The sequence below is a fragment of the Nocardia anocheti genome (assembly GCF_029675105.1).
In the GTDB taxonomy this organism is placed as follows: domain Bacteria; phylum Actinomycetota; class Actinomycetes; order Mycobacteriales; family Mycobacteriaceae; genus Nocardia.
Genome location: NZ_JAQQFV010000004.1, coordinates 365,390 through 384,728, shown reverse-complemented (window position 1 = coordinate 384,728; position 19,339 = coordinate 365,390). Strand labels below are relative to the sequence as shown.

Here is a 19,339-nt window from a genome sequence, read left to right as displayed (position 1 = left end):
CGGGATGTCGCGCCGACGATTCGATGACGATCGCGGGCGCGGTGCCGCCGCGGTGAGGGTGGCGTGTGTCACCATCGGCGGGTGAGCTATGTCGTCGATCCACGCGTCGATGCCTACATCGACGCGCTGCCGACCTGGCAGCAGGCGATCTGCCGCCAGGTCCGCGAGCTCGTCCACGCCATCGATCCGGCCGTCGAGGAAACGGTGAAGCGCCGGGTGCAGCCGTATTTCGTGCTGGACGGCAATATCTGCGCGCTCCTGGCGGCCAAGACGCACGTCAACATCTTCCTCTACGACGGCGCCATCGTGCCCGACCCCGACCACATCATCACCGGTGGCCACGACAACAAGACCGCGCGCACTGTCGCCGTCTACGAGGGACAGACGCTCAACGAGCGCGCGCTGCGCAGCATGGTGAAGCAGATCGTCGCCGACAACCGGGCGGGCGGCTGGCGCAAGATCAAGAAGGACCGCGGCGAAGGCTAACCGGTGGGGGAGATGCCCGCCCGTTCGCTCCACACCTGTTCGGCGGGCACCGACAGGGTGGTCAGCTCCGGGTAGCGCAGCGCCGACAGCGCGCCGCCGAAGACCGCGCCGGTGTCGAGGCAGAGGGTGTTGTTGACCCAGCGCAGCGTCGGCGACGGGGTGTGGCCGTAGACGACCGTGGCGGCGCCGCGATAGTCCTGCGCCCAGTCGTAGCGCACCGGCAGACCGTGCGCGTCGACCTCGCCGGTCGGGGCGCCGTACAGGGCGAAGGCGCGGGCGCGACTGGAGTCACGGCCGTGCATGCTCTCGGTCAGTCCGGCGTGCGCGATCACCAGGCGGCCGCCGTCGAGCAGATAGTGGCCGGGCAGCTCGCGCAGGAAAGCGAGAGCGGCGGAACGGAATTCGGGGTCCTGTTCGGCCAGCTGGGCCAGCGAGCGTTCCAGGCCGTGCGCGACCCGGACCGCCCGGCCTTCGAGCGCGCCGATGAGCTTGATCTCGTGATTGCCCATCACGCACAGCGCGCCGCGCGCCGCGGCCATGCCCATGACCAGGCGCAGCACGCCGGGGGTGTCGGGGCCGCGGTCGACCAGGTCGCCGACGAACACCGCGGTGCGCCCCTCGGGATGGACCGCGTCGATCGGGCGGCCCGCCACGTCCCGGGTGATCCGGTAGCCGAGGGCGCCGAGCAGGGACTCGAGCTCGCCGCGGCAGCCGTGGACGTCGCCGATCACGTCGAACGGTCCGGTCAGGTCACGACGGTCGCGGGGGAGGGCTGCGGGGCGGCGGGGCTCGGTCATCGTCGGTCCATCGTGGCCCGGACCCCGACGCCGCCGCAACCGGGTTCACTGCGCCCTCGGCACTCCCGCGTCGGGCCAGACCCAGTTCGCCACCACGGGGATGTCCTCGCCGTGCTCCCTGGTCCAGGTGCGGGCGATGAGCCGGGCGTCGACCATCTCCGCGCGCAGCCCCGCCGCGCGTTCGCGCAGGCCGGGGACCCGGTCGATCACGTCGATGACCAGGTGGAACCGGTCCAGGTCGTTGAGCATCACCATGTCGAAGGGGGTGGTGGTCGTGCCCTTCTCCTTGTAGCCGCGCACGTGCAGTTCGGCGTGGTTGGCGCGGCGGTAGGTGAGCCGGTGCACCAGCCACGGGTAGCCGTGGAAGGCGAAGATCACCGGGCGGTCGCGGGTGAACAGGGTGTCGAAGGTCGCATCGGGCAGGCCGTGCGGATGTTCGTCGGCGGGCAGCAGGCGCATCAGGTCGACCACATTGATCACCCGGATGCGCAAGTCGGGCAGGCGATCCCGCAGGATCGCGGCGGCGGCCAGGATCTCCAGGGTGGGGATGTCGCCCGCGCAGGCCAACACCACGTCCGGCACCGTGCCGGGGTCGTCGTTGTGGCTGGCCCACGGCCAGATGCCCACCCCGCGGGCACAGTGCAGCGCGGCCTGGTCCACCGAGAGCCAGTCCGGTCCCGGCTGTTTACCCGCGACCACCACGTTCGCGTAGTGCAGCGAGCGCAGGCAGTGGTCGTAGGTGGACAGCAGGGTGTTGGCGTCCGGCGGCAGATACACCCGCACGATCTCGGGACTCTTGTTGGCGACCACGTCCAGGAAACCGGGGTCCTGGTGGGTGAAGCCGTTGTGGTCCTGGCGCCAGACGTGCGAGGTGAGCAGATAGTTCAGGCTCGGGATGCGCCGCCGCCACGGGACGGCCAGACTCGCGTCGAGCCATTTGGCGTGCTGGTTGAACATGGCGTCGACGATGTGGATGAACGCCTCGTAGCAGGTGAACACGCCGTGGCGGCCGGTCAGCAGATAGCCCTCCAGCAGACCCTGGCACAGATGCTCGGAGAGCACCTCGAGCGCGCGGCCGGTGGGGCTCAGCGCCACGTCCCAGCGGCCCACCTCGGCCTGCCAGTCGCGGCCGGTCACCTCGAGGATGTCCTGGAGGCGATTGCTGGCCAGCTCGTCGGGGGCCATGGTGAGGAAGTTGTGCGGGTTGCGCGCGGTGACATCGCGCAGCCAGCCGCCGAGCACCCGGGTGGCCTCGTGCGCGCCCTGGCCCGGCTGCTCGACGGGCACGCCGTACTCGCGCCAGTCGGGCAGGTCCAGTGCGCGCACCAGCAGTCCGCCGTTGGCGACCGGATTCAGGCTCATCGGCGCCTCGGGGACCTGCTCGAGCAGGATCTCGCGCGGGCGGCCGTGCTCGTCGAACAGCTCGTCGGGCCGGTAGGAGCGCAGCCACTGTTCGAGGACCTCACGGTGGCGGGTGTCGGTGCGCGCGGCGGGCAGCGGCACCTGATGCGCGCGGAAGGTGCCCTCGACGCGTTCGCCGTCGACCACCGGCGGGCAGGTCCAGCCCTTGGGAGTGTGCAGCACGATCATCGGCCAGCGCGGGCGGGCGGTGTCGCCGTCCTCGCGCGCGGCGCGCTGGAATTCCGCGACGCGGTCGAGGCAGGTGTCCAGCGCGGTCGCCATGGCCTGGTGCACGGGGGCGGGATCGTCACCGGAGACGATCAGCGGCTCGTAGCCGTACCCGCGCAGCAGCTCGACCAGCTCGCTCTCGGGGATGCGGGCCAGGATGGTCGGGTTGGCGATCTTGTACTCGTTGAGCGCCAGGATCGGGATCACCGCGCCGTCGCGCGCGGCGTTGAGGAACTTGTTGGCGTGCCAGCTGGCCGCCAGCGGGCCGGTCTCGGCTTCGCCGTCACCGATGACGCAGAAGACGGTGAGGTCGGGATTGTCCAGGGCCGCGCCGTAGGCGTGCAGCAGGCTGTAGCCGAGTTCGCCGCCCTCGTGGAAGGAGCCGGGCGTCTCGGGCGCGCAGTGGCTGGGCACCCCGCCGGGGAAGGAGAACTGGTGGAACAGCCTGCCCATACCCGCCGCGTCGCGGGGGATGTCGGGGTACAGGACGGTGTAGGCGTCCTCCAGCCAGGCGCAGGCATTGGGGCCTGGCCCGCCGTGACCGGGGCCCGCGACGAACACCGCGTCGAGTCCGCGCCGCCGGATCTGCCGATTCGCGTGCGCCCACACCAGATTCAGACCCGGCACCGTGCCGAAGTGGCCGAGCAGACGCGGCTTGATGTCGGTGGGTGCCAGCGGGGTGCGCAGCAGCGGATTGCGCATCAGATAGATCTGGCCGACCGCCAGATAGTTCGCCGCGCGCCACCACGCGTCCACGGCGACCAGGTCGTCGCGGTCGAGGGGACCGGGCGCGTCACCGAGGACATAGGGCGTGGGGGCGACCGTCTCGCCCTCGCCGCCGCCCACATTGTCGGCCGCGGTGTCGGTATCGATATCGCTGGTCTGGCTCATCGCGGGACTCTCCTCGCGCTCGGCTGTGCCGCAGCGCGGTGCGCGCCGCCGGGGGACCTGCCGGATGACGGCGACCCTGCGCGGCACCCGGGTGGAGATACGCGGAACCGAGCCTACCGCCGTGCCGGGTCGTGGCGCCGCACGCGCGGTCGATTACTGTGCGGGCCATGCATTCTCTCGGCAGGATCATCGGCATCGGACTCGTGGCGGCGGCCGCGGTCACCACCGCGGCCTGTGGCTCGGACTCGGAGTCGACCGGCTCGGCGGGAACCAGCGTCACCGCGGGCGGCACGGAGAGCAAGGGCCGTGAGTGCACGGCCGAGGACGTGAAGGTCGAGGGTGGCTACGGCGACGCCCCGCAGATCACCATCCCCGACGACTGCGATCCGCCCAAGACGCTGATCGTCAAAGACCTGGTGCCCGGCAACGGCGCGGGCGCGGCGGCCGGACAGCCGCTGACCATGAACTACGCGCTGGTCACCTGGTCGGACAAGCAGACCCTCGACAGCTCGTTCCAGCGCGGCAAGCCGTTCCAGTTGACGCTGGGCGCGGGCCAGGTCATCGAGGGCTGGGACCAGGGTCTGCTCGGCGTGCAGCAGGGCGCGCGGCGGCTGCTGATCGTGCCGCCGGACCTCGGCTACGGCGCGGGCGGCAACGGCGTGCCGCCGAACGAGACGCTGGTCTTCGTCACCGACGCGGTGCAGGTCGGGCGCTAGCGCGTCGGTCGAACAACCGCCGATTGCACGGCCGCGAGGACGGTCAACTACCCTGGTCGGGATGCGTACGCCGCTCCCGGTTCCGGGCGCGACGTCCATGCGGGGACACCACTGAACTACGAACCAAGGAGCATGTCCGTGAAGAGCACCGTCGAGCAGCTGAGCCCGACCCGGGTCCGGATCAACGTCGAGGTGCCCTTCGAGGAGCTGAAGCCCGACTTCGACAAGGCGTACAAGGCGCTGGCCCAGCAGGTCAAGATCCCCGGCTTCCGTCCCGGCAAGGCCCCGGCCAAGCTGATCGAGACCCGTGTCGGCCGTGGCGCCGTGCTCGAGCAGGTCGTCAACGACGCGCTGCCGGGCCGCTACGCCGAGGCCGTGCAGACCGCCGAGGTGAAGGTCATCGGCCAGCCCGAGATCGAGATCACCAAGATCGAGGACGGCGAAGAGCTGGCGTTCACCGCCGAGGTCGACGTGCGCCCCGAGATCACCCTGCCCGACTACTCGGGCATCGAGGTGAGTGTCGATTCCTACACCATCGAAGACGCCGACATCGAGCAGCAGCTCACCTCGCTGCGTCAGCGCTTCGGCACCCTCACCGGTGTCGAGCGCGCCGTGCAGGACGGCGACTTCGTCTCGATCGACCTCTCGGCCACCGTCGACGGCGAAGACGTCCCCGAGGCGGCCACGACCGGCCTGTCGCACGAGGTCGGTTCGGGTCAGCTGATCGAGGGTCTCGACGAGGCCGTCATCGGCCTGAAGGCGGGCGAGTCCAAGGAGTTCACCTCGACCCTGGTCGCCGGTGAGCACGCGGGCAAGGACGCCGTCATCACCGTGACCGTGCAGTCGGTCAAGGAGCGCGAGCTGCCAGAGGCCGACGACGAGTTCGCCCAGCTGGCCAGCGAATTCGACACCATCGGCGAGCTCGAGGAAGACCTGAAGGGTCGCGTCGAGCGCGTCAAGAAGGTCGAGCAGGCCGGTCAGATCCGCGACAAGGTACTCGAGAAGCTGCTCGAGACCGTCGAGGTGCCGCTGCCCGAGGCCGTGGTCAAGGCCGAGGTCGACGCGGTGCTGCACGACGCCGTGCACGGCTTCGACCACGACGAGGCCAAGCTGGCCGAGGCGCTCGAGGCGCAGGGCTCCTCCCGCGAGGAGTTCGACAAGGACACCCAGGAAGCCGCCGAGAAGTCGGTGAAGACCCAGCTGCTGCTCGACGCCATCGCCGAGGCCGAGAACACCCAGGTCGGTCAGCAGGAGCTGACCGAGCGGATCCTGTTCCAGGCCCAGCGCTACGGCATGTCGCCGGAGCAGTTCATCCAGCAGGTGCAGCAGGCGGGCCAGCTCGGCGCGGTCTTCGCCGACGTGCGCCGCGGCAAGGCGCTGGCCGGTGTGGTGACCCAGGTGAAGGTCACCGACTCCGAGGGCAACACCGTCGACACCGCCGAGATGTTCGGCGACGCCGACGATTCCGCCGAGGCCGTCGAGGCGGCTGCCGAATAAGTCTGTGAAGCGTGATTTGATTGCGCTCGTGCGTAGCGAGATTGCGCTCTGAGCGAAGAAGGGCGGTACCGGGAGTTCGGTGCCGCCCTGCTTCGTTAGTGTTTGAGACGACGAACCGTATGGCCGTTAGCAATCGGTGAGAAGAGAAGGCAGGTATCCGTGACAATCAACCAGGCAGGGGTCATGACAGCCGCTACTGCTGGTCTCAACCTCAGTGATTCGGTGTACGAGCGGCTGCTGCGCGAGCGCATCATCTTCCTCGGCACCCAGGTCGACGACGACATCGCGAACAAGCTGTGCGCGCAGATCCTGCTGCTCGATGCCGAGGATCCGACCAAGGACATCTCGCTGTACATCAACTCCCCGGGTGGTTCGGTCACCGCGGGTATGGCGATCTACGACACCATGCAGTTCGCCGAGTGCGACATCAAGACCGTCGCCATGGGTCTGGCCGCCTCGATGGGGCAGTTCCTGCTGACCGCGGGCACCCCCGGCAAGCGTTTCGCGTTGCCGCACACCCGGATCATGATGCACCAGCCCTCGGCGGGCATCGGTGGTTCGGCGGCCGACATCGCCATCATGGCCGAGCAGTTCGCGCACACCAAGCGTGAGCTCAACGCGTTGCAGGCGCAGCACACCGGCAAGTCCGTCGAGCAGGTCACCGAGGACGCGGACCGCGACCGCTGGTTCACCGCGAAGGAAGCCCTGGAGTACGGCTTCATCGACCACGTGGTCAGCCACGCGAACCAGGCGAAGTAACGCCGCCGTCCCCCCTCACTCGAGACAAGCTTGGAGATAAAGATGGCCAACCTCTTCGACCCGCGCGCCGGACACGGCGGCTCCGCTGCGGGTCTCCCGCAGGCGCGCTACATCCTGCCGCAGTTCACCGAGCAGACGTCGTTCGGTATCAAGACCTCGGACCCGTACAACAAGCTGTTCGAGGAGCGCATCATCTTCCTGGGCAACCAGGTCGACGATGTCTCGGCCAACGACATCATGGCGCAGCTGCTGGTGCTGGAGTCCCAGGACCCCGACCGCGACATCACCATGTACATCAACTCGCCCGGTGGCTCGTTCACCGCGCTGATGGCGATCTACGACACCATGCAGTACGTGCGCCCCGACGTGGTGACCGTCTGCCTCGGCCAGGCCGCCTCGGCCGCCGCGGTGCTGCTGGCCGCCGGTGCGCCGGGTAAGCGCGCCGCGCTGCCCAACGCCCGCGTGCTGATCCACCAGCCGTCCTCGGGCGGGGTGCAGGGTCAGGTGTCCGACCTCGAGATCGCCGCGGCCGAGATCGAGCGAATGCGTCGCCTCATGGAGGTGACCCTCGCACGCCACACCGGCAAGACCGAGGAGCAGATCCGCAAGGACACCGACCGCGACAAGATCCTCACCGCGGAAGAGGCCAAGGACTACGGCATCGTGGACCAGGTCTTCGACTACCGGAAGCTCAGCTCGCAGAAGTGACACGCCCGGGCCCGTCGCCGTATGTGGGCGGCGGGCCCACCTTTTTCCCGCGGGTCGGCTCACAATGGTGAGAACCCGCACAACAGCGAACAGAAACATGCGCGAGTTGTCGACCTCATTCGCGCACAGCAGGTACGGTCGACTCAGGGACCACTGCTCTGATTGACGGCACCGAAAACGAACTTTTTGGCCCAATCGGGGGACGACGGTCGCACTCGGACAAGGAAGTAGGGACCTACGAGATGGCGCGCATCGGAGACGGCGGCGATCTGCTCAAGTGCTCGTTCTGCGGAAAGAGCCAGAAGCAGGTCAAGAAGCTCATTGCGGGCCCCGGGGTCTATATCTGCGACGAGTGCATCGATCTCTGCAACGAGATCATCGAGGAGGAGCTGGCCGAGTCGAGCGAGGTCAAGCTCGACGAGCTGCCCAAGCCCTCGGAGATCCGGGACTTCCTGGAGAACTACGTCATCGGCCAGGACACGGCCAAGCGCACCCTGGCGGTGGCGGTCTACAACCACTACAAGCGCATCCAGGCGGGCGACAAGGGCCGCGACAGCCGCGGCGAGACCGTCGAGCTGGCCAAGTCGAACATCCTGATGCTCGGCCCCACCGGCTGCGGTAAGACCTACCTCGCGCAGACGCTGGCCAAGATGCTGAACGTGCCGTTCGCCATCGCCGACGCCACCGCGCTCACCGAGGCGGGCTATGTGGGCGAGGATGTCGAGAACATCCTGCTCAAGCTCATCCAGGCGGCCGACTACGACGTCAAGCGCGCCGAGACCGGCATCATCTACATCGACGAGGTCGACAAGATCGCCCGCAAGAGCGAGAACCCGTCGATCACCCGCGACGTCTCCGGCGAGGGTGTGCAGCAGGCGTTGCTGAAGATTCTGGAGGGCACCCAGGCGAGTGTGCCGCCGCAGGGCGGTCGCAAGCACCCGCACCAGGAGTTCATCCAGATCGACACCACCAACGTGCTGTTCATCGTGGCGGGCGCGTTCGCGGGCCTGGAGAAGATCATCTCCGACCGCACCGGCCACCGCGGCATCGGCTTCGGCGCCGAGGTCCGCTCCAAGGCCGAGGTCGACACCGACGACCACTTCGCCGACGTGATGCCCGAGGACCTGATCAAGTTCGGTCTGATCCCCGAGTTCATCGGCCGCCTGCCGGTGGTCGCCTCGGTGACCAACCTGGACAAGGACTCGCTGGTCAAGATCCTGTCGGAGCCGAAGAACGCGCTGGTCAAGCAGTACGTGCGCCTCTTCGAGATGGACGGCGTGGATCTCGAGTTCACCACCGACGCCCTCGAGGCCGTCGCCGATCAGGCCATCCTGCGCGGCACGGGCGCCCGTGGCCTGCGCGCCATCATGGAGGAAGTCCTGCTCCCGGTGATGTACGACATCCCCGGCCGCGACGACGTCGCCAAGGTGGTCGTCAACGCCGACACCGTCACCGAGAACGTCCTCCCGACCATCGTGCCCCGCAAGGCGCAGCGCACCGAGCGTCGCGAGAAGTCGGCGTAGGACGCGCTCCGAAACAGACGAACAGGGCTCGTGCTCCGGCGGTTCGCCGGGCACGAGCCCTGTTTTATGTGAGCGTCAGTTCTCGCGGAACGCGGGGGCCGCGGCGAGCAGATCCTCGGCCTCGTCGGCGGGGATCTCGGCGGAGGCGCGGGCGATGGCGGTGCTGTAGCGGGCGCTGGCGGCGTTGTGGATCATCAGGGCCACGCCGATCATCACCGGGGCGACGCCGTGCACGGCCGCGTCGTAGAGATTGCCCTCGCTGAAGTGCGGATAGGTGTTGAGGGCGATGGTGAGGGTGAGCAGGAACAGTTCGGCGATGAGCACCTGGTTGCGGTTGCCCACCACGCCCCACTCGGAGACGCGGGTGGTGCCGACCATGATGATGATCAGGCAGACGCTGATCATCGCCTCCAGGCCGAAGCTGGCCCAGTAGAGCGGGTCACCGGGGCCGCCGGGGGCGATATTGTGCTGCACGTTCACCGCCGACCACAGCATGCCCGCGATCACCACGCCCGCCAGCGCCCGCAGTGACCAGGTGCGATGCCGGTAGAGCGAGGCCAGCCGGGCGCGCGGGTCGGACTCGCGACGCTGCGCGGCGATGGCCTTGCGGGCCAGCATCAGATCCGCCATCTCGGCGCGCTCGAGCTCGGCATTGGTGTCGCGCAGCCGGTCGGCGTGGGTGGAGGCGGCCTTGATCTGCTTCCAGCGCTGATCGCGCTCGTAGGTGCGGATCTTCTCGGCGAGTTCGCGCTCGGCGCGCAACTCGTCCTCGGACAGCGCGTCGGTCAGGGCCGGGTCGGATTGGTAGGCGATGCGGCGTCTGGCCCGTTCCACCCGTTCCGGTAGGGCGACGACCTGGTCGTCGAGCGGGTGTTCCTCGGGCATCGCAACTCCAGTAGGCAAAGGGTTCGCCGGGTCGCGTCATTCTTAGCGCATCGAGGCGCTGAGCACACATCCGCGGGCCGTGTCGCGCGACCCGCGCCCGGCGGAAAACCGGTGGCGCACAACTGTGTAGCTGTCCGAGCACTCGCCGGGGATACGGTGACGGCCGGGGTGACCGGTCGCGCCCGGGGTCGAGGAGCGTCGTTGATCCTCCGTGGTTCGCCGTTGAACCTTGATCCCGTGAAGTGCTTCTGCTGGTGTGTCGTCCCAGGTGGGCGAGGTGTTACGCGCGTCACCTTTCGTCCGTTTGGTCCGTCTCCCAGGGTCTTCACCCATTACGACGGGCCCGACCCGCAAAACTCATCGGCGTATCCTCGCGGTGTGTCGGACTGATGCTGCCGAGCTGGTGCTGTTTACTCGGTCCGTCAATCAGATGTTCGAGTGACGAGTGGAAGCGGAGGAGACATGGCACTGCCTACGATGACCGCCGAACAGCGCACCGAGGCGTTGGCCAAAGCGGCTGCCGTGCGCAAGGCGCGCTCGGAACTGATCGGCAAGGTGAAGGAGGGCAAGGTCACCGTCGCCGATCTGCTCAAGAAAGCCGACAGCGACGACCTGGTCAAGAAGACCAAGGTCGCTGCCGTGATCAAGGCGCTGCCGGGTGTCGGCCCGGTGAAGGCGGCCAAGCTGATGGATCAGGCCGAGATCCCCGAGGATCGCCGTATCGGCGGCCTCGGCGCCCGGCAGCGCGCGGCGCTGCTCGACGCTCTCGAGGCCTGAGCCCCGGTGTACTCCGGCGCCCGTGGCACATCTCCCACGGGCGTCGGGACGGTCACCCTCAGACGCAATAGGTCAGCAGAAAATCATTGATACGCAGGCGCCAACCCGGTTGCAGCTCGATCGGGAGGGTGCCCACCCGGGACCATCGTTCGCTGTCGGGGGCGGCGAAGAAGGTGCCCGAGGTCGCGGGGGCTTCGCGGACGAACACCTTGCCACGGTCGGGGGCGACGAAGGCATGGACCCGCGAGACGAGCCGGTCGCGCTCGATCAGGATCGGGGTGGCGGCGGCGCTGCGCACCGAATCGTCCCCCGAGGGATTGCGGCCCAGCACATACGGGCGATCCAGCGGATAACTCAGACCGTCCTCGGTGACCAGCGCACCGCGCGGACTGGTCGTCTTGCTCAGGGCCACCGGCTCGGCGCGTTCGGCGGTGTGCAGGGCCTGGGACCAGGCCAGCGGTGCCGCGGACGCGGGGGAATTACGTTGGCCGGTGCTCACGGTGACGCCCTCGCCGGTGCCGGTGCGTCCGCCGGTGCTCACCGTCGCGCTGTCGGCGTTGCCGGGTTCCGGTGCCGGAAAACCCGAGGTGGCGGGCAGGGAGTCGCTGGTGGTCGGCCCGCTGGCGGGCGTGCGTCGGGATTCGCCGGTGGCGGGCCTGGCGCCGCGCGGAGTCTCGCCGGTGTTCGTCCGCGCGGACGGGGCGCGCAGGGCCTGGAAGCCGGTGGCCTCGGTGGGGGCCGGTTCGTCGACGGCCTCGACCCGGCGCGGGGCCTGATTGCGTTTGCGGCCCAGCGTGAGGACGAAGCCGTTGCCGTTGACGATGCCCGCGCGCAGGTCGGTGCGCGGATTCGCGCTGGTGGGGTCCGCCAGTTCCGCGCCGATGGCGATGCGGCGCACGGGCTCGCGGATGATCTCGTCGACCCAGGTGAAGGCGCGGTCACCGGCCAGGCGGCGATTGCCCTCGGCGCCGGAGATCTCCGCGATCACCGCGCCGCGCAGCAGGATCAGGGTGCCGTCGCCGGTGGGCGCGAGGACGCCGAACGGGGGCGGTGCCGAGGCGCCGCCGAAGACCACCCCGGCCAGGCGCTGGGCGAGCGCGGCGCCGGGTGCCGACGCGGCGGTGCTGTGGGCGACGGTCTCGACCGCGCCGAGCAGACGATCGGTGGACGGGGTCTCCCCGGCCAGATAGAGGACGACGTCGCCGAAACGGGCGACGATCCCGGTCCCCGGCACGATGGCCACGGTGGACGAATGCGCATGCATCAACGCCTCCTTGTCGGACTGGCTGTAGCCAGCATAGGTGGATCGACCGGCCCGCGCGGCCGCTGAACGATCCGCGAACAGCGTTCGTGCCAAACGCCGTTCGGTCGCGTCGTATGATCGGGCGCATGAATGCCGCACCCGTCAGTCGCCGGGCCCGTCCGGCTAAAGCACCGCTGAGCCGCGAGGTCGTGATCGAAGCCGGTCTGCGCATCCTCGACACCGCCGGTCTGGCCGCGCTCACCATGCGCCGCGTCGCCCAGGAACTCGACACCGGCGCCGCGTCGCTCTATGTCTACGTCGCCAATCGCGACGATCTGATGACCGGCATGCTCGACCAGGTGCTGTCCACCGTGCCCGTGCCCGCCGACGGTGACTGGCGCGATCGCCTCACCGCCCTGGTCGAGGCCACCATCGGGGCGCTCGGTCGGCACGAGGGGCTGGCCCTGGTGGCCTTCGGGCGCCTGCCCACCACCGGTCACGCGCTCGGCGTGATCGAGCAGATGCTGGCCCTGCTGCGCGAGGGCGGACTCGATCCGGCCACCGCGGCCTGGGCGGTCGATCTGATCCACCTGCACATCACCGCCGAGGCGGCCGACCAGGGCGAGGACGAGCAGGGTGCCGCGGCGGGCGAGATCACCCGCCGCCTCGCCGAGCTACCCGCCGAACGGTTCCCGACCATCGTCGCGCTGCGCGAGCACCTGCTCGACGACGATGCCGGAACCCGCGCCCGCTGGGCCCTGCGCGCCCTGCTCAACGGCGTCCTCGCGACCCCGGTGCCGGTGCGATGACCGGGCCCGTCGCGCAGACCGCCGCGCGCAGCGAGCCGGTGGGCGGACCCATCCGTCCGGCCACCGCCGCCGAGATCGCGGATCTGCAGGAGATCGAGCGCCGCGCGGGCGCGCCCTTCGCCGAGGTGGGCATGACGGCGGTCGCCGAGGACGAGCCGCCCGCCGCCGAGATCCTGGCCGAATTCGTCGCCGCCGAACGCGCCTGGGTCTGGCCCGACGCGGACGACCGCCCGATCGGCTACCTGGTACTGAGCCTGGTCGACGGGCAACCGCACATCGACCAGGTCTCTGTGGACCCGGCGCACGCGGGCCTGCGTATCGGCAAACGCCTGATCGACCATGCGGTGCGCTGGGCCAGGGCCCGTGGCCTGCGCGAACTCACCCTGACCACCTTCACCCAGGTCCCGTGGAACGGCCCGTACTACGAGCGCCTCGGCTTCCGCTACCTCCCGGCTGCCGAGGAGACCCCGGAACTGCGGGCCATCCGCGCCGCCGAAACCGCCCACGGCCTGGACGAATGGCCGCGCGCGTCGATGCGCGCGGAGCTGAGCACCTGGTCGCTGGGCTGACCCGCGCCGTCGACCTCCGTACTGGCCGCACTCCGCCGGTCCACTCGATGGTGTGGCCAGTGGACGCCTTCCGCGTGTGAGGCGGACGGCCCCTGGAACCGGTGCCGCCTACCCGTTGCGGGCTTCGGTGCGCCGGGTCCGTACGCGTGTGGCGCGGCGATGTCGGCCGTCGGATTCGGTGGCGACGGCCGACGGCGGCGGTTCAGTCGCGTGCTCCGGCGTGCCGGGCGAGGGCGGCTTCGGCGGCCGGGAGGGCGGCGGCGCGGTCGGCCGGGACCAGGCCGAGGCGGGTGCGGCGGTCGAGGAGGTCGTCGACGGTGAGGGCGGCTTCGTGGGTGACGGCGAAGTCGAACTCGGCGGCGGTGACGTCGAGACCGGGGGCGACCGGGGCGCGCAGGGCGGGGTCAGCGAGCCAGGCGGAGACGATCAGGCCCGCTTCGCTGCCGTAGCGCTCGATCAGCACCGGGGGCGCGTCGATGCGGTCGCGGGCGGCACCGGTGACCGCGCCGACCAGGGGTAGCTGGGTGGTGCGGCAGTGCGCGGCGGGCAGCCCGGCGGCGGCCACCGCGGCGTCGACGGCGTCCTCGGCCATCTGCCGGTAGGTGGTGAGTTTGCCGCCGACCACGGTGATCAGGCCGTCGGGGGAGGTGAGCACCGCGTGCTCGCGGGAGATGTCGGCGGTGCTGTCCTCGGCCGTTTTGAGCAGCGGGCGCAGCCCGGCGAAGCGGCCGCGGATGTCGGCGCGGGTCAGCGGTTCGCGCAGCGCGGTGTTGATGGTGTCGAGCAGGAAGTCGATCTCGGCCTCGGTGGGCTGGGGCTCGTCGGGGATCGGACCGGGGGCGTCCTCGTCGGTCAGGCCCAGGTAGACGCGGCCGTGCGCGGCGGGCAACGCGAAGACGAAACGGCTGATGCTGCCCGGCACCGGCACGGTCAGCGCCGCGCTCAGCCCACCGAAGGCGGCGGCGTCGAACACCAGGTGGGTGCCGCGACTGGGCCGCAGGTCGATGCTGCGGTCGACCTCGCCCGCCCACACGCCGGTCGCGTTGATCACCGCCCGCGCGCGCACCGTCAGCGTCTCGCCGCCGATCGTGTCGCGCAGCTCGACCGTATCGCCGGTCGCGGTGACGGCTTCGACCCTGGTCAGCACGGTCGCGCCCTGGGCGGCGGCGGTGCGGGCCAGTGCGACGACCAGGCGCGCGTCGTCGACGAGCTGTCCGTCCCACGCCTGCAACCCGCCACGCAGACCCTCACGCCGCACGGTCGGAGCCAGCCGCAGCGCCTCGGCGGCGGCCACCCGGCGGGAGCGGGGCAGGGTGTCCACGGAGGTGTGCGCGGCGATCCGCAGCGCGTCACCGGCGGCGAAACCGGCCCGGATCAGCGCACTCTGCGTGCCTTTGAGGCCCGGCAGCAGCGGGACGAGCTGGGGGAGGGGACGCACCAGATGCGGGGCGGTGGTGCGCAACAGGATGCCGCGTTCGACCGCGCTCTCGTGCGCGATGCCCACGCGTCCGCTCGCCAGATAGCGCAGGCCGCCGTGCACCAGCTTGGAACTCCAGCGGCTGGTGCCGAAGGCGAAGTCGTGGCGTTCCACCAGCAGGGTGCGCAGGCCGCGCGCGGCGGCGTCGAGGGCGACACCGGCGCCGGTCACCCCGGCGCCGATCACCACCACATCGACCTCGGGATGGTCGCCGAGGGCGGTCAGGTCGGCGGTGCGGCGGGCGGCGTCGAGGGCGGGGTGGGAATCAGGAGTCATCACAGTCCTTGTCGCGTGGCGGGATCAGGTAACCCTCGATCGCCCTCGACAACTCGGCGTCGAACTCCGCACCGGCCAGCACCGGTGACACCGTGCCCGCCGACTGCACCGCCGACTGGGCCATGAGCAGCAGCATGGCCGCCATCTGCTCGGGCTCGCCGTCGCGGATCGACCCGTCGGCGTGACCGAGCCGGATCGCGGTGGCGAACAGCTCGATCAGCGTGCGCTGATTGCGGCCCAGCCTGCCGAACACGTAGGTCAGCATGAGGTCGGTGTCGGTGCGGAAGATCTTGGCGAACACCGCGTTCGCCCGCACCGCGCCCGCCCCGTCGACGATTCCGCGCACCAGCCGGTCGCGACCCAGGCCCGTGTCGGGCATGGTCTCGGCCACGATCGTGCGCAGTTCCCGCACCAGCAGTTCGGCGATCAGCGACCCGGTGTCGGGCCAGCGACGGTAGACCGTCGGCCTGCTGACCCCGGCCCGGCGCGCCACCTCGGTGAGCGTGGTCCGGCGCACGCCGAAATCGACGACGCAGGCCCGGGTGGCATCCAGAATCGCCACGTCGGTGGGCGAGAGCTGCTCGTGCGCGTGGGTCGCGAGGTCGATCATCGTGCTTCACCGCCGGTGGGTTCGACGACGCCGGGGTGTGGCGCCGTGGTCGAGCTGGAACGCCCAAGGGTATCGAGCGGACCAGCGGGGTCGCCGCCGTGAAACGGCGGCAGTGACATCCGACAGAGTTCGGACGCCGACTCGAGGACATGTCGTTGTGGTTACTGCTTGACATCTTATGTCATTATGTAACGCATGGTCGAGACGCAAGAGGAAAAGTCCGGTCCCGGCACCGTGGCCCCGGACATGGTGTGGGACGCCTGGGGTGTCCCCGCAGGACACCAGCCCCTGTCCCCGCAGATTCGCGGCCTGCTCGCGCAGGTCTTCGGCATCTCCGGCGACCCGGTACCGCGCCGCGCGGAGGCCGAGGTGCCGCTGCGCCCGAGCGCGCTCACCGAGGCCGATCGGACGGGGTTGCGCGCGATCGTCGGTGACGAACATCTCACCACCGACGACGTCGTCCGCCTGCGCCATGCGGGCGGCAAGAGCACCCCGGACCTGTTGCGCCGCCGCGCGTCCGGGACACAGGACGCCCCCGACGCGGTCGTCTACCCGGCCGATCACACCCAGGTCCTCGCGCTGCTGCGGTACTGCTCCGAGCACGCGGTGGCGGTCGTCCCGTTCGGTGGCGGCACCAGCGTGGTCGGCGGTGTCGACCCGGTGCGCGGGCAGTTCGACGCGGTCCTCGCGCTGGATCTGCGCAGGCTCGGCACCCTCACCGACGTGGACCCGGTCGCCGGGACCGCCACCCTGGGTGCCGGGCTAACCGGCCCGCAGGCCGAGCGACTGCTCGCCGGGCACGGGCTCTCGCTGGGGCATTTCCCGCAGAGTTTCGAGTTCGCGAGCATCGGCGGGTTCGCCGCCACCCGGTCCTCGGGGCAGGCGTCGGCGGGCTACGGCCGCTTCGACGACATGGTCCAGCGCCTCGTCGTCGCCACCCCGCAGGGTGCCCTCGACCTGGGTCGCGCCCCCGCCTCGGCCGCCGGACCCGACCTGCGTGAACTGTTCGTCGGCTCCGAGGGCACCCTCGGCGTCATCACCTCGGTCACCGTGCGGGTGCACCCGGTTCCGGCGACCACCGCCTATCAGGCGTGGTCGTTCCCCGATTTCGCCACCGGCGCCGCGGCCCTGCGCACCGTAGTGCAGGCCGGTGCGGCGCCGACGGTGCTGCGGCTGTCCGACGAGGCCGAGACCGGTCTGAACCTGGCCCGTTCCAGCGATGTCGGCGGTACCCCGGTCGCGGGCTGCCTGGCCATCACCACCTATGAGGGCACCGAAGCCCATGTCGCGGCGCGCTCGCGGGAGGCCGCCGACCTGCTCACCGCCGCGGGCGGCACCGCGCTCGGCGAGACGGCCGCCCAGCAGTGGGAACACGGCCGCTTCGCCGCGCCGTACCTGCGCGACGCCCTGCTCGATCTCGGCGTGCTCTGCGAAACCCTGGAGACCGCGACCACCTGGTCGAACCTGGACAACCTCAAGGCCAAGGTCACCGGCGCGCTCACCGACGCGCTCGGCGCGCAGGGCACCCCGGCCCTGGTCATGTGCCACATCTCGCACACCTACCCGACCGGCGCCTCGCTGTACTTCACCGTCGTCGCCAAGCAGCTCGACGACCCGCTCGCGCAGTGGGCCGAGGCCAAGCGCGCCGCCGGTGACGCGATCGTCGTCGCGGGCGGCACCATCACCCACCACCACGCCGTCGGCGCCGATCACCGCCCGTGGATGACCGCCGAGATCGGTGACCTGGGCGTACGCGTGCTGCGCGCGGTGAAACGCGAACTCGACCCCGCCGGGGTGCTCAATCCTGGAAAGCTGGTCCCGTGAACGAACATTCGGTGCGGCGCGTGCTCGTCGTGACCAATCCGCACTCCGGGATCGGCCGGGGCGAGGGCGTCTCCGGCGCGGTGCTCGACGGCCTGCTCGGCCACGGCGTCGCGGTGACCGAGGTGCGCGAGGACAGTGCCGCGGAGTCCGTGGAGCGGGTCCGCGCGGCGGTGTCGTCGGTGGCCGAGCGGCCCGACGCGGTGGTGTGTGTCGGCGGCGACGGGCTGATGAACGCGCTGCTGCCCGCGCTCGCGCACAGCAGCGTCCCGCTGGCGCTGGTCCCCGCGGGCACCGGCAACGACCTGGCCAGGGAACTCGGCATCCCCGTCGACGATCCGCGCGCGGCCACCGAGATCGTGCTGCGCGGCCGCTCGCGCACCATCGACCTGGGCCGCATCGAATCGCTGCACGAGACGCCCACCTGGTTCGCCACGGTCGTCGGCACCGGCTTCGACGCGCGGGTCACCCTGCGCGCCAACGAGATGCGCTACCCGCGCGGACGGCTGCGCTACACCGTCGCCGCGGCCGCCGAACTGCTGCGCGGCTACACCCTGCCGTTCCGGATCGAACTGTCGGGCCTCGCGCCCGGCGCGCTCGACAACCCGCCGGGCGAGCACACCGTCGTCGAACTGGACGCGGTCATGGCTCCCATCGGCAACACCCGCACCTACGGCGGCGGCATGCTCGTGTGCCCCGAGGCGCTCGACGACGACGGCTACCTCGACATCACCGTGGTCGGCGCGGTCTCCCGGCTCGCCATGGCCCGGCTGCTGCCCGCGTTGTCGGCGGGCAAGCGCATCGACCACCCGTCGACCAGGCGCTACCGGGCGCGCCGGATCACCGTCACCGCGCCCGACGGCTACGCCACCGCCGACGGCGAACCCGCGGGCATGCTGCCGGTCACCGTGCAGGCGATGCCCGGCGCGCTCACCGTGATGGTGCCCTGACCCTCAGGCGGCGTCGAAGACGATGCGCGCGACGGCGCTGAGCGTCGGCCGGTCGATGATCACCACCGAGCCCCCGGCCAGCGCGGTCGCGTCCCCGGTCGCCGGGGTGCCCGAGCGGGCGCCGAGCTCGCGCATCAGCCGTTCCCAGCGGCGGCAGTGGCCGCGGAAGGCCAGGCCGTTGACCCGGCGCCCCCGGGTGACCTGACCGTGTCTGGCCTGCGGCGCGGGCACGTCGATGAGCACCATGTGCAGCTCGCGCTCGCCTTCGGCGGCCCAGCGGGTGATGAGCCTGCGGCTCCAGCCGAAGGTGGCGCAGTCGTGCACGGCGACCGGACCGTCGGTGCCGCGCAGCGCGTCCCGGATCGCGCGATAGTGCGCCACGTGCACCAGCGGACGCCACAGCGCGTACGGCACCGATCCCAGCCGGTGCCGTAGCCGGTTGCGGGAATGGTGCGAATCGAGCACCAGCGCACCGGCCGCCGAGCGCACCGGCCCCTCGGCCTCCGGACCGGCCGCGAAGAAGCGATGGAGCGCGGTGGATTTGCCCGCGCCGGGCACCCCGGCGAAGACGAGCACGCTGGCGGCGGGGTAGCGGAGTTCGGCGACCTCGCTCGCGCGGAGATCGACGAGAGCGACCGGGGCGACGGTGCGGGACGGCAGGGGCCGCGAGGCCGGAGCGGCGGCGGAATCGAGCGGGGGTGTCACCCTCTCCAGGTTCCGCGAAAACGGACAATTCGGCAATCGGGGACGACCCTGAATTTTCGTCGGAGGAGGTTGTCCGACAACAGTTTCCGCGTGTCGCCCGGTGCGTCTCCGTGACGAACCCCAAGACCGCGCCGGGAAGCTGAGAATTGCCTATGGATTCGGCTTACGGTGTCGAAACGTCGGTAGGGTCGAGAGCAGTAGACGGAATCTT

The 19,339-nt window shown here is 70.5% G+C and carries 18 protein-coding genes; 11 read left to right on the top strand and 7 right to left on the bottom strand.

The window, feature by feature from the left end:
- Positions 1–81 precede the first annotated feature (81 nt).
- Positions 82–486: a DUF1801 domain-containing protein gene (locus tag QC180_RS12790; RefSeq protein ID WP_278262910.1), complete on the top strand. Its 405-nt coding sequence runs from the start codon at positions 82–84 to the stop codon at positions 484–486.
- Here QC180_RS12790 and QC180_RS12785 read toward each other — a convergent pair.
- Both QC180_RS12785 and QC180_RS12780 read right to left on the bottom strand, forming a co-directional pair.
- Positions 483–1,283: a metallophosphoesterase gene (locus QC180_RS12785; protein WP_278262909.1), complete on the bottom strand. Its 801-nt coding sequence runs from the start codon at positions 1,281–1,283 to the stop codon at positions 483–485. The two genes, QC180_RS12790 and QC180_RS12785, sit on opposite strands and share 4 nt — an antisense overlap.
- Before the next feature lie 45 nt (positions 1,284–1,328).
- Complete coding sequence (locus tag QC180_RS12780) at positions 1,329–3,803, bottom strand: phosphoketolase family protein (protein WP_278262908.1); 2,475 nt, start codon at positions 3,801–3,803, stop codon at positions 1,329–1,331.
- A gap of 167 nt (positions 3,804–3,970) precedes the next feature.
- Between QC180_RS12780 and QC180_RS12775 the strand changes: the two genes are divergently transcribed.
- From QC180_RS12775 to clpX, 5 genes are all read left to right on the top strand, one after another.
- Positions 3,971–4,519, top strand: a complete 549-nt coding sequence (locus QC180_RS12775; protein WP_278262907.1) for an FKBP-type peptidyl-prolyl cis-trans isomerase — start codon at positions 3,971–3,973, stop codon at positions 4,517–4,519.
- A gap of 138 nt (positions 4,520–4,657) precedes the next feature.
- On the top strand, positions 4,658–6,016 hold the full coding sequence (gene tig, locus QC180_RS12770; RefSeq protein ID WP_278262906.1) for a trigger factor: 1,359 nt from the start codon (positions 4,658–4,660) through the stop codon (positions 6,014–6,016).
- A 183-nt stretch (positions 6,017–6,199) separates the two neighbouring features.
- Positions 6,200–6,775, top strand: a complete 576-nt coding sequence (locus QC180_RS12765) for an ATP-dependent Clp protease proteolytic subunit (RefSeq protein ID WP_278262905.1) — start codon at positions 6,200–6,202, stop codon at positions 6,773–6,775.
- Positions 6,776–6,817: 42 nt separating this feature from the next.
- Complete coding sequence (locus QC180_RS12760) at positions 6,818–7,483, top strand: ATP-dependent Clp protease proteolytic subunit (protein WP_278262904.1); 666 nt, start codon at positions 6,818–6,820, stop codon at positions 7,481–7,483.
- 242 nt (positions 7,484–7,725) lie between these two features.
- Positions 7,726–9,006, top strand: a complete 1,281-nt coding sequence (gene clpX / locus QC180_RS12755) for an ATP-dependent Clp protease ATP-binding subunit ClpX (RefSeq protein WP_278262903.1) — start codon at positions 7,726–7,728, stop codon at positions 9,004–9,006.
- 75 nt (positions 9,007–9,081) lie between these two features.
- Here the strand turns inward: clpX and QC180_RS12750 are convergent, their stop codons facing one another.
- Complete coding sequence (locus tag QC180_RS12750) at positions 9,082–9,891, bottom strand: hypothetical protein (RefSeq protein WP_278262902.1); 810 nt, start codon at positions 9,889–9,891, stop codon at positions 9,082–9,084.
- 462 nt (positions 9,892–10,353) lie between these two features.
- Between QC180_RS12750 and mihF the strand changes: the two genes are divergently transcribed.
- A complete protein-coding gene (gene mihF / locus QC180_RS12745; protein ID WP_019045768.1) occupies positions 10,354–10,668 on the top strand; it encodes an integration host factor, actinobacterial type in 315 nt (104 codons plus the stop codon).
- Positions 10,669–10,726: 58 nt separating this feature from the next.
- On the opposite strand, the gene QC180_RS12740 is transcribed toward mihF, so the two are convergent.
- Positions 10,727–11,932: an FHA domain-containing protein gene (locus tag QC180_RS12740; RefSeq protein WP_278262901.1), complete on the bottom strand. Its 1,206-nt coding sequence runs from the start codon at positions 11,930–11,932 to the stop codon at positions 10,727–10,729.
- Positions 11,933–12,057: 125 nt separating this feature from the next.
- On the opposite strand from QC180_RS12740, the gene QC180_RS12735 reads away from it, so the two are divergent.
- Together QC180_RS12735 and QC180_RS12730 are read left to right on the top strand one after the other, a co-directional pair.
- Complete coding sequence (locus QC180_RS12735; protein ID WP_278262900.1) at positions 12,058–12,720, top strand: TetR/AcrR family transcriptional regulator; 663 nt, start codon at positions 12,058–12,060, stop codon at positions 12,718–12,720.
- Entirely contained in the window at positions 12,717–13,289 is a 573-nt protein-coding gene (locus QC180_RS12730) for a GNAT family N-acetyltransferase (protein WP_278262899.1), read from the top strand. Before QC180_RS12735 ends, QC180_RS12730 begins: the two co-directional genes overlap by 4 nt.
- A 202-nt stretch (positions 13,290–13,491) precedes the next feature.
- Here QC180_RS12730 and QC180_RS12725 read toward each other — a convergent pair whose 3' ends face one another.
- Together QC180_RS12725 and QC180_RS12720 are read right to left on the bottom strand one after the other, a co-directional pair.
- The gene (locus QC180_RS12725) at positions 13,492–15,042 is read right to left on the bottom strand and encodes a glycerol-3-phosphate dehydrogenase/oxidase (protein WP_278262898.1); all 1,551 of its coding nucleotides are present in this window, start codon (positions 15,040–15,042) and stop codon (positions 13,492–13,494) included.
- On the bottom strand, positions 15,032–15,652 hold the full coding sequence (locus QC180_RS12720; RefSeq protein WP_278262897.1) for a TetR/AcrR family transcriptional regulator: 621 nt from the start codon (positions 15,650–15,652) through the stop codon (positions 15,032–15,034). Before QC180_RS12720 ends, QC180_RS12725 begins: the two co-directional genes overlap by 11 nt.
- Before the next feature lie 195 nt (positions 15,653–15,847).
- Between QC180_RS12720 and QC180_RS12715 the strand changes: the two genes are divergently transcribed.
- Together QC180_RS12715 and QC180_RS12710 are read left to right on the top strand one after the other, a co-directional pair.
- Positions 15,848–17,476, top strand: a complete 1,629-nt coding sequence (locus QC180_RS12715; protein ID WP_278262896.1) for an FAD-binding oxidoreductase — start codon at positions 15,848–15,850, stop codon at positions 17,474–17,476.
- Positions 17,473–18,423, top strand: a complete 951-nt coding sequence (locus QC180_RS12710) for a diacylglycerol kinase family protein (protein WP_278262895.1) — start codon at positions 17,473–17,475, stop codon at positions 18,421–18,423. Before QC180_RS12715 ends, QC180_RS12710 begins: the two co-directional genes overlap by 4 nt.
- A 3-nt stretch (positions 18,424–18,426) precedes the next feature.
- On the opposite strand, the gene QC180_RS12705 is transcribed toward QC180_RS12710, so the two are convergent.
- Entirely contained in the window at positions 18,427–19,128 is a 702-nt protein-coding gene (locus tag QC180_RS12705; RefSeq protein ID WP_278262894.1) for an AAA family ATPase, read from the bottom strand.
- Positions 19,129–19,339: the final 211 nt, after the last annotated feature.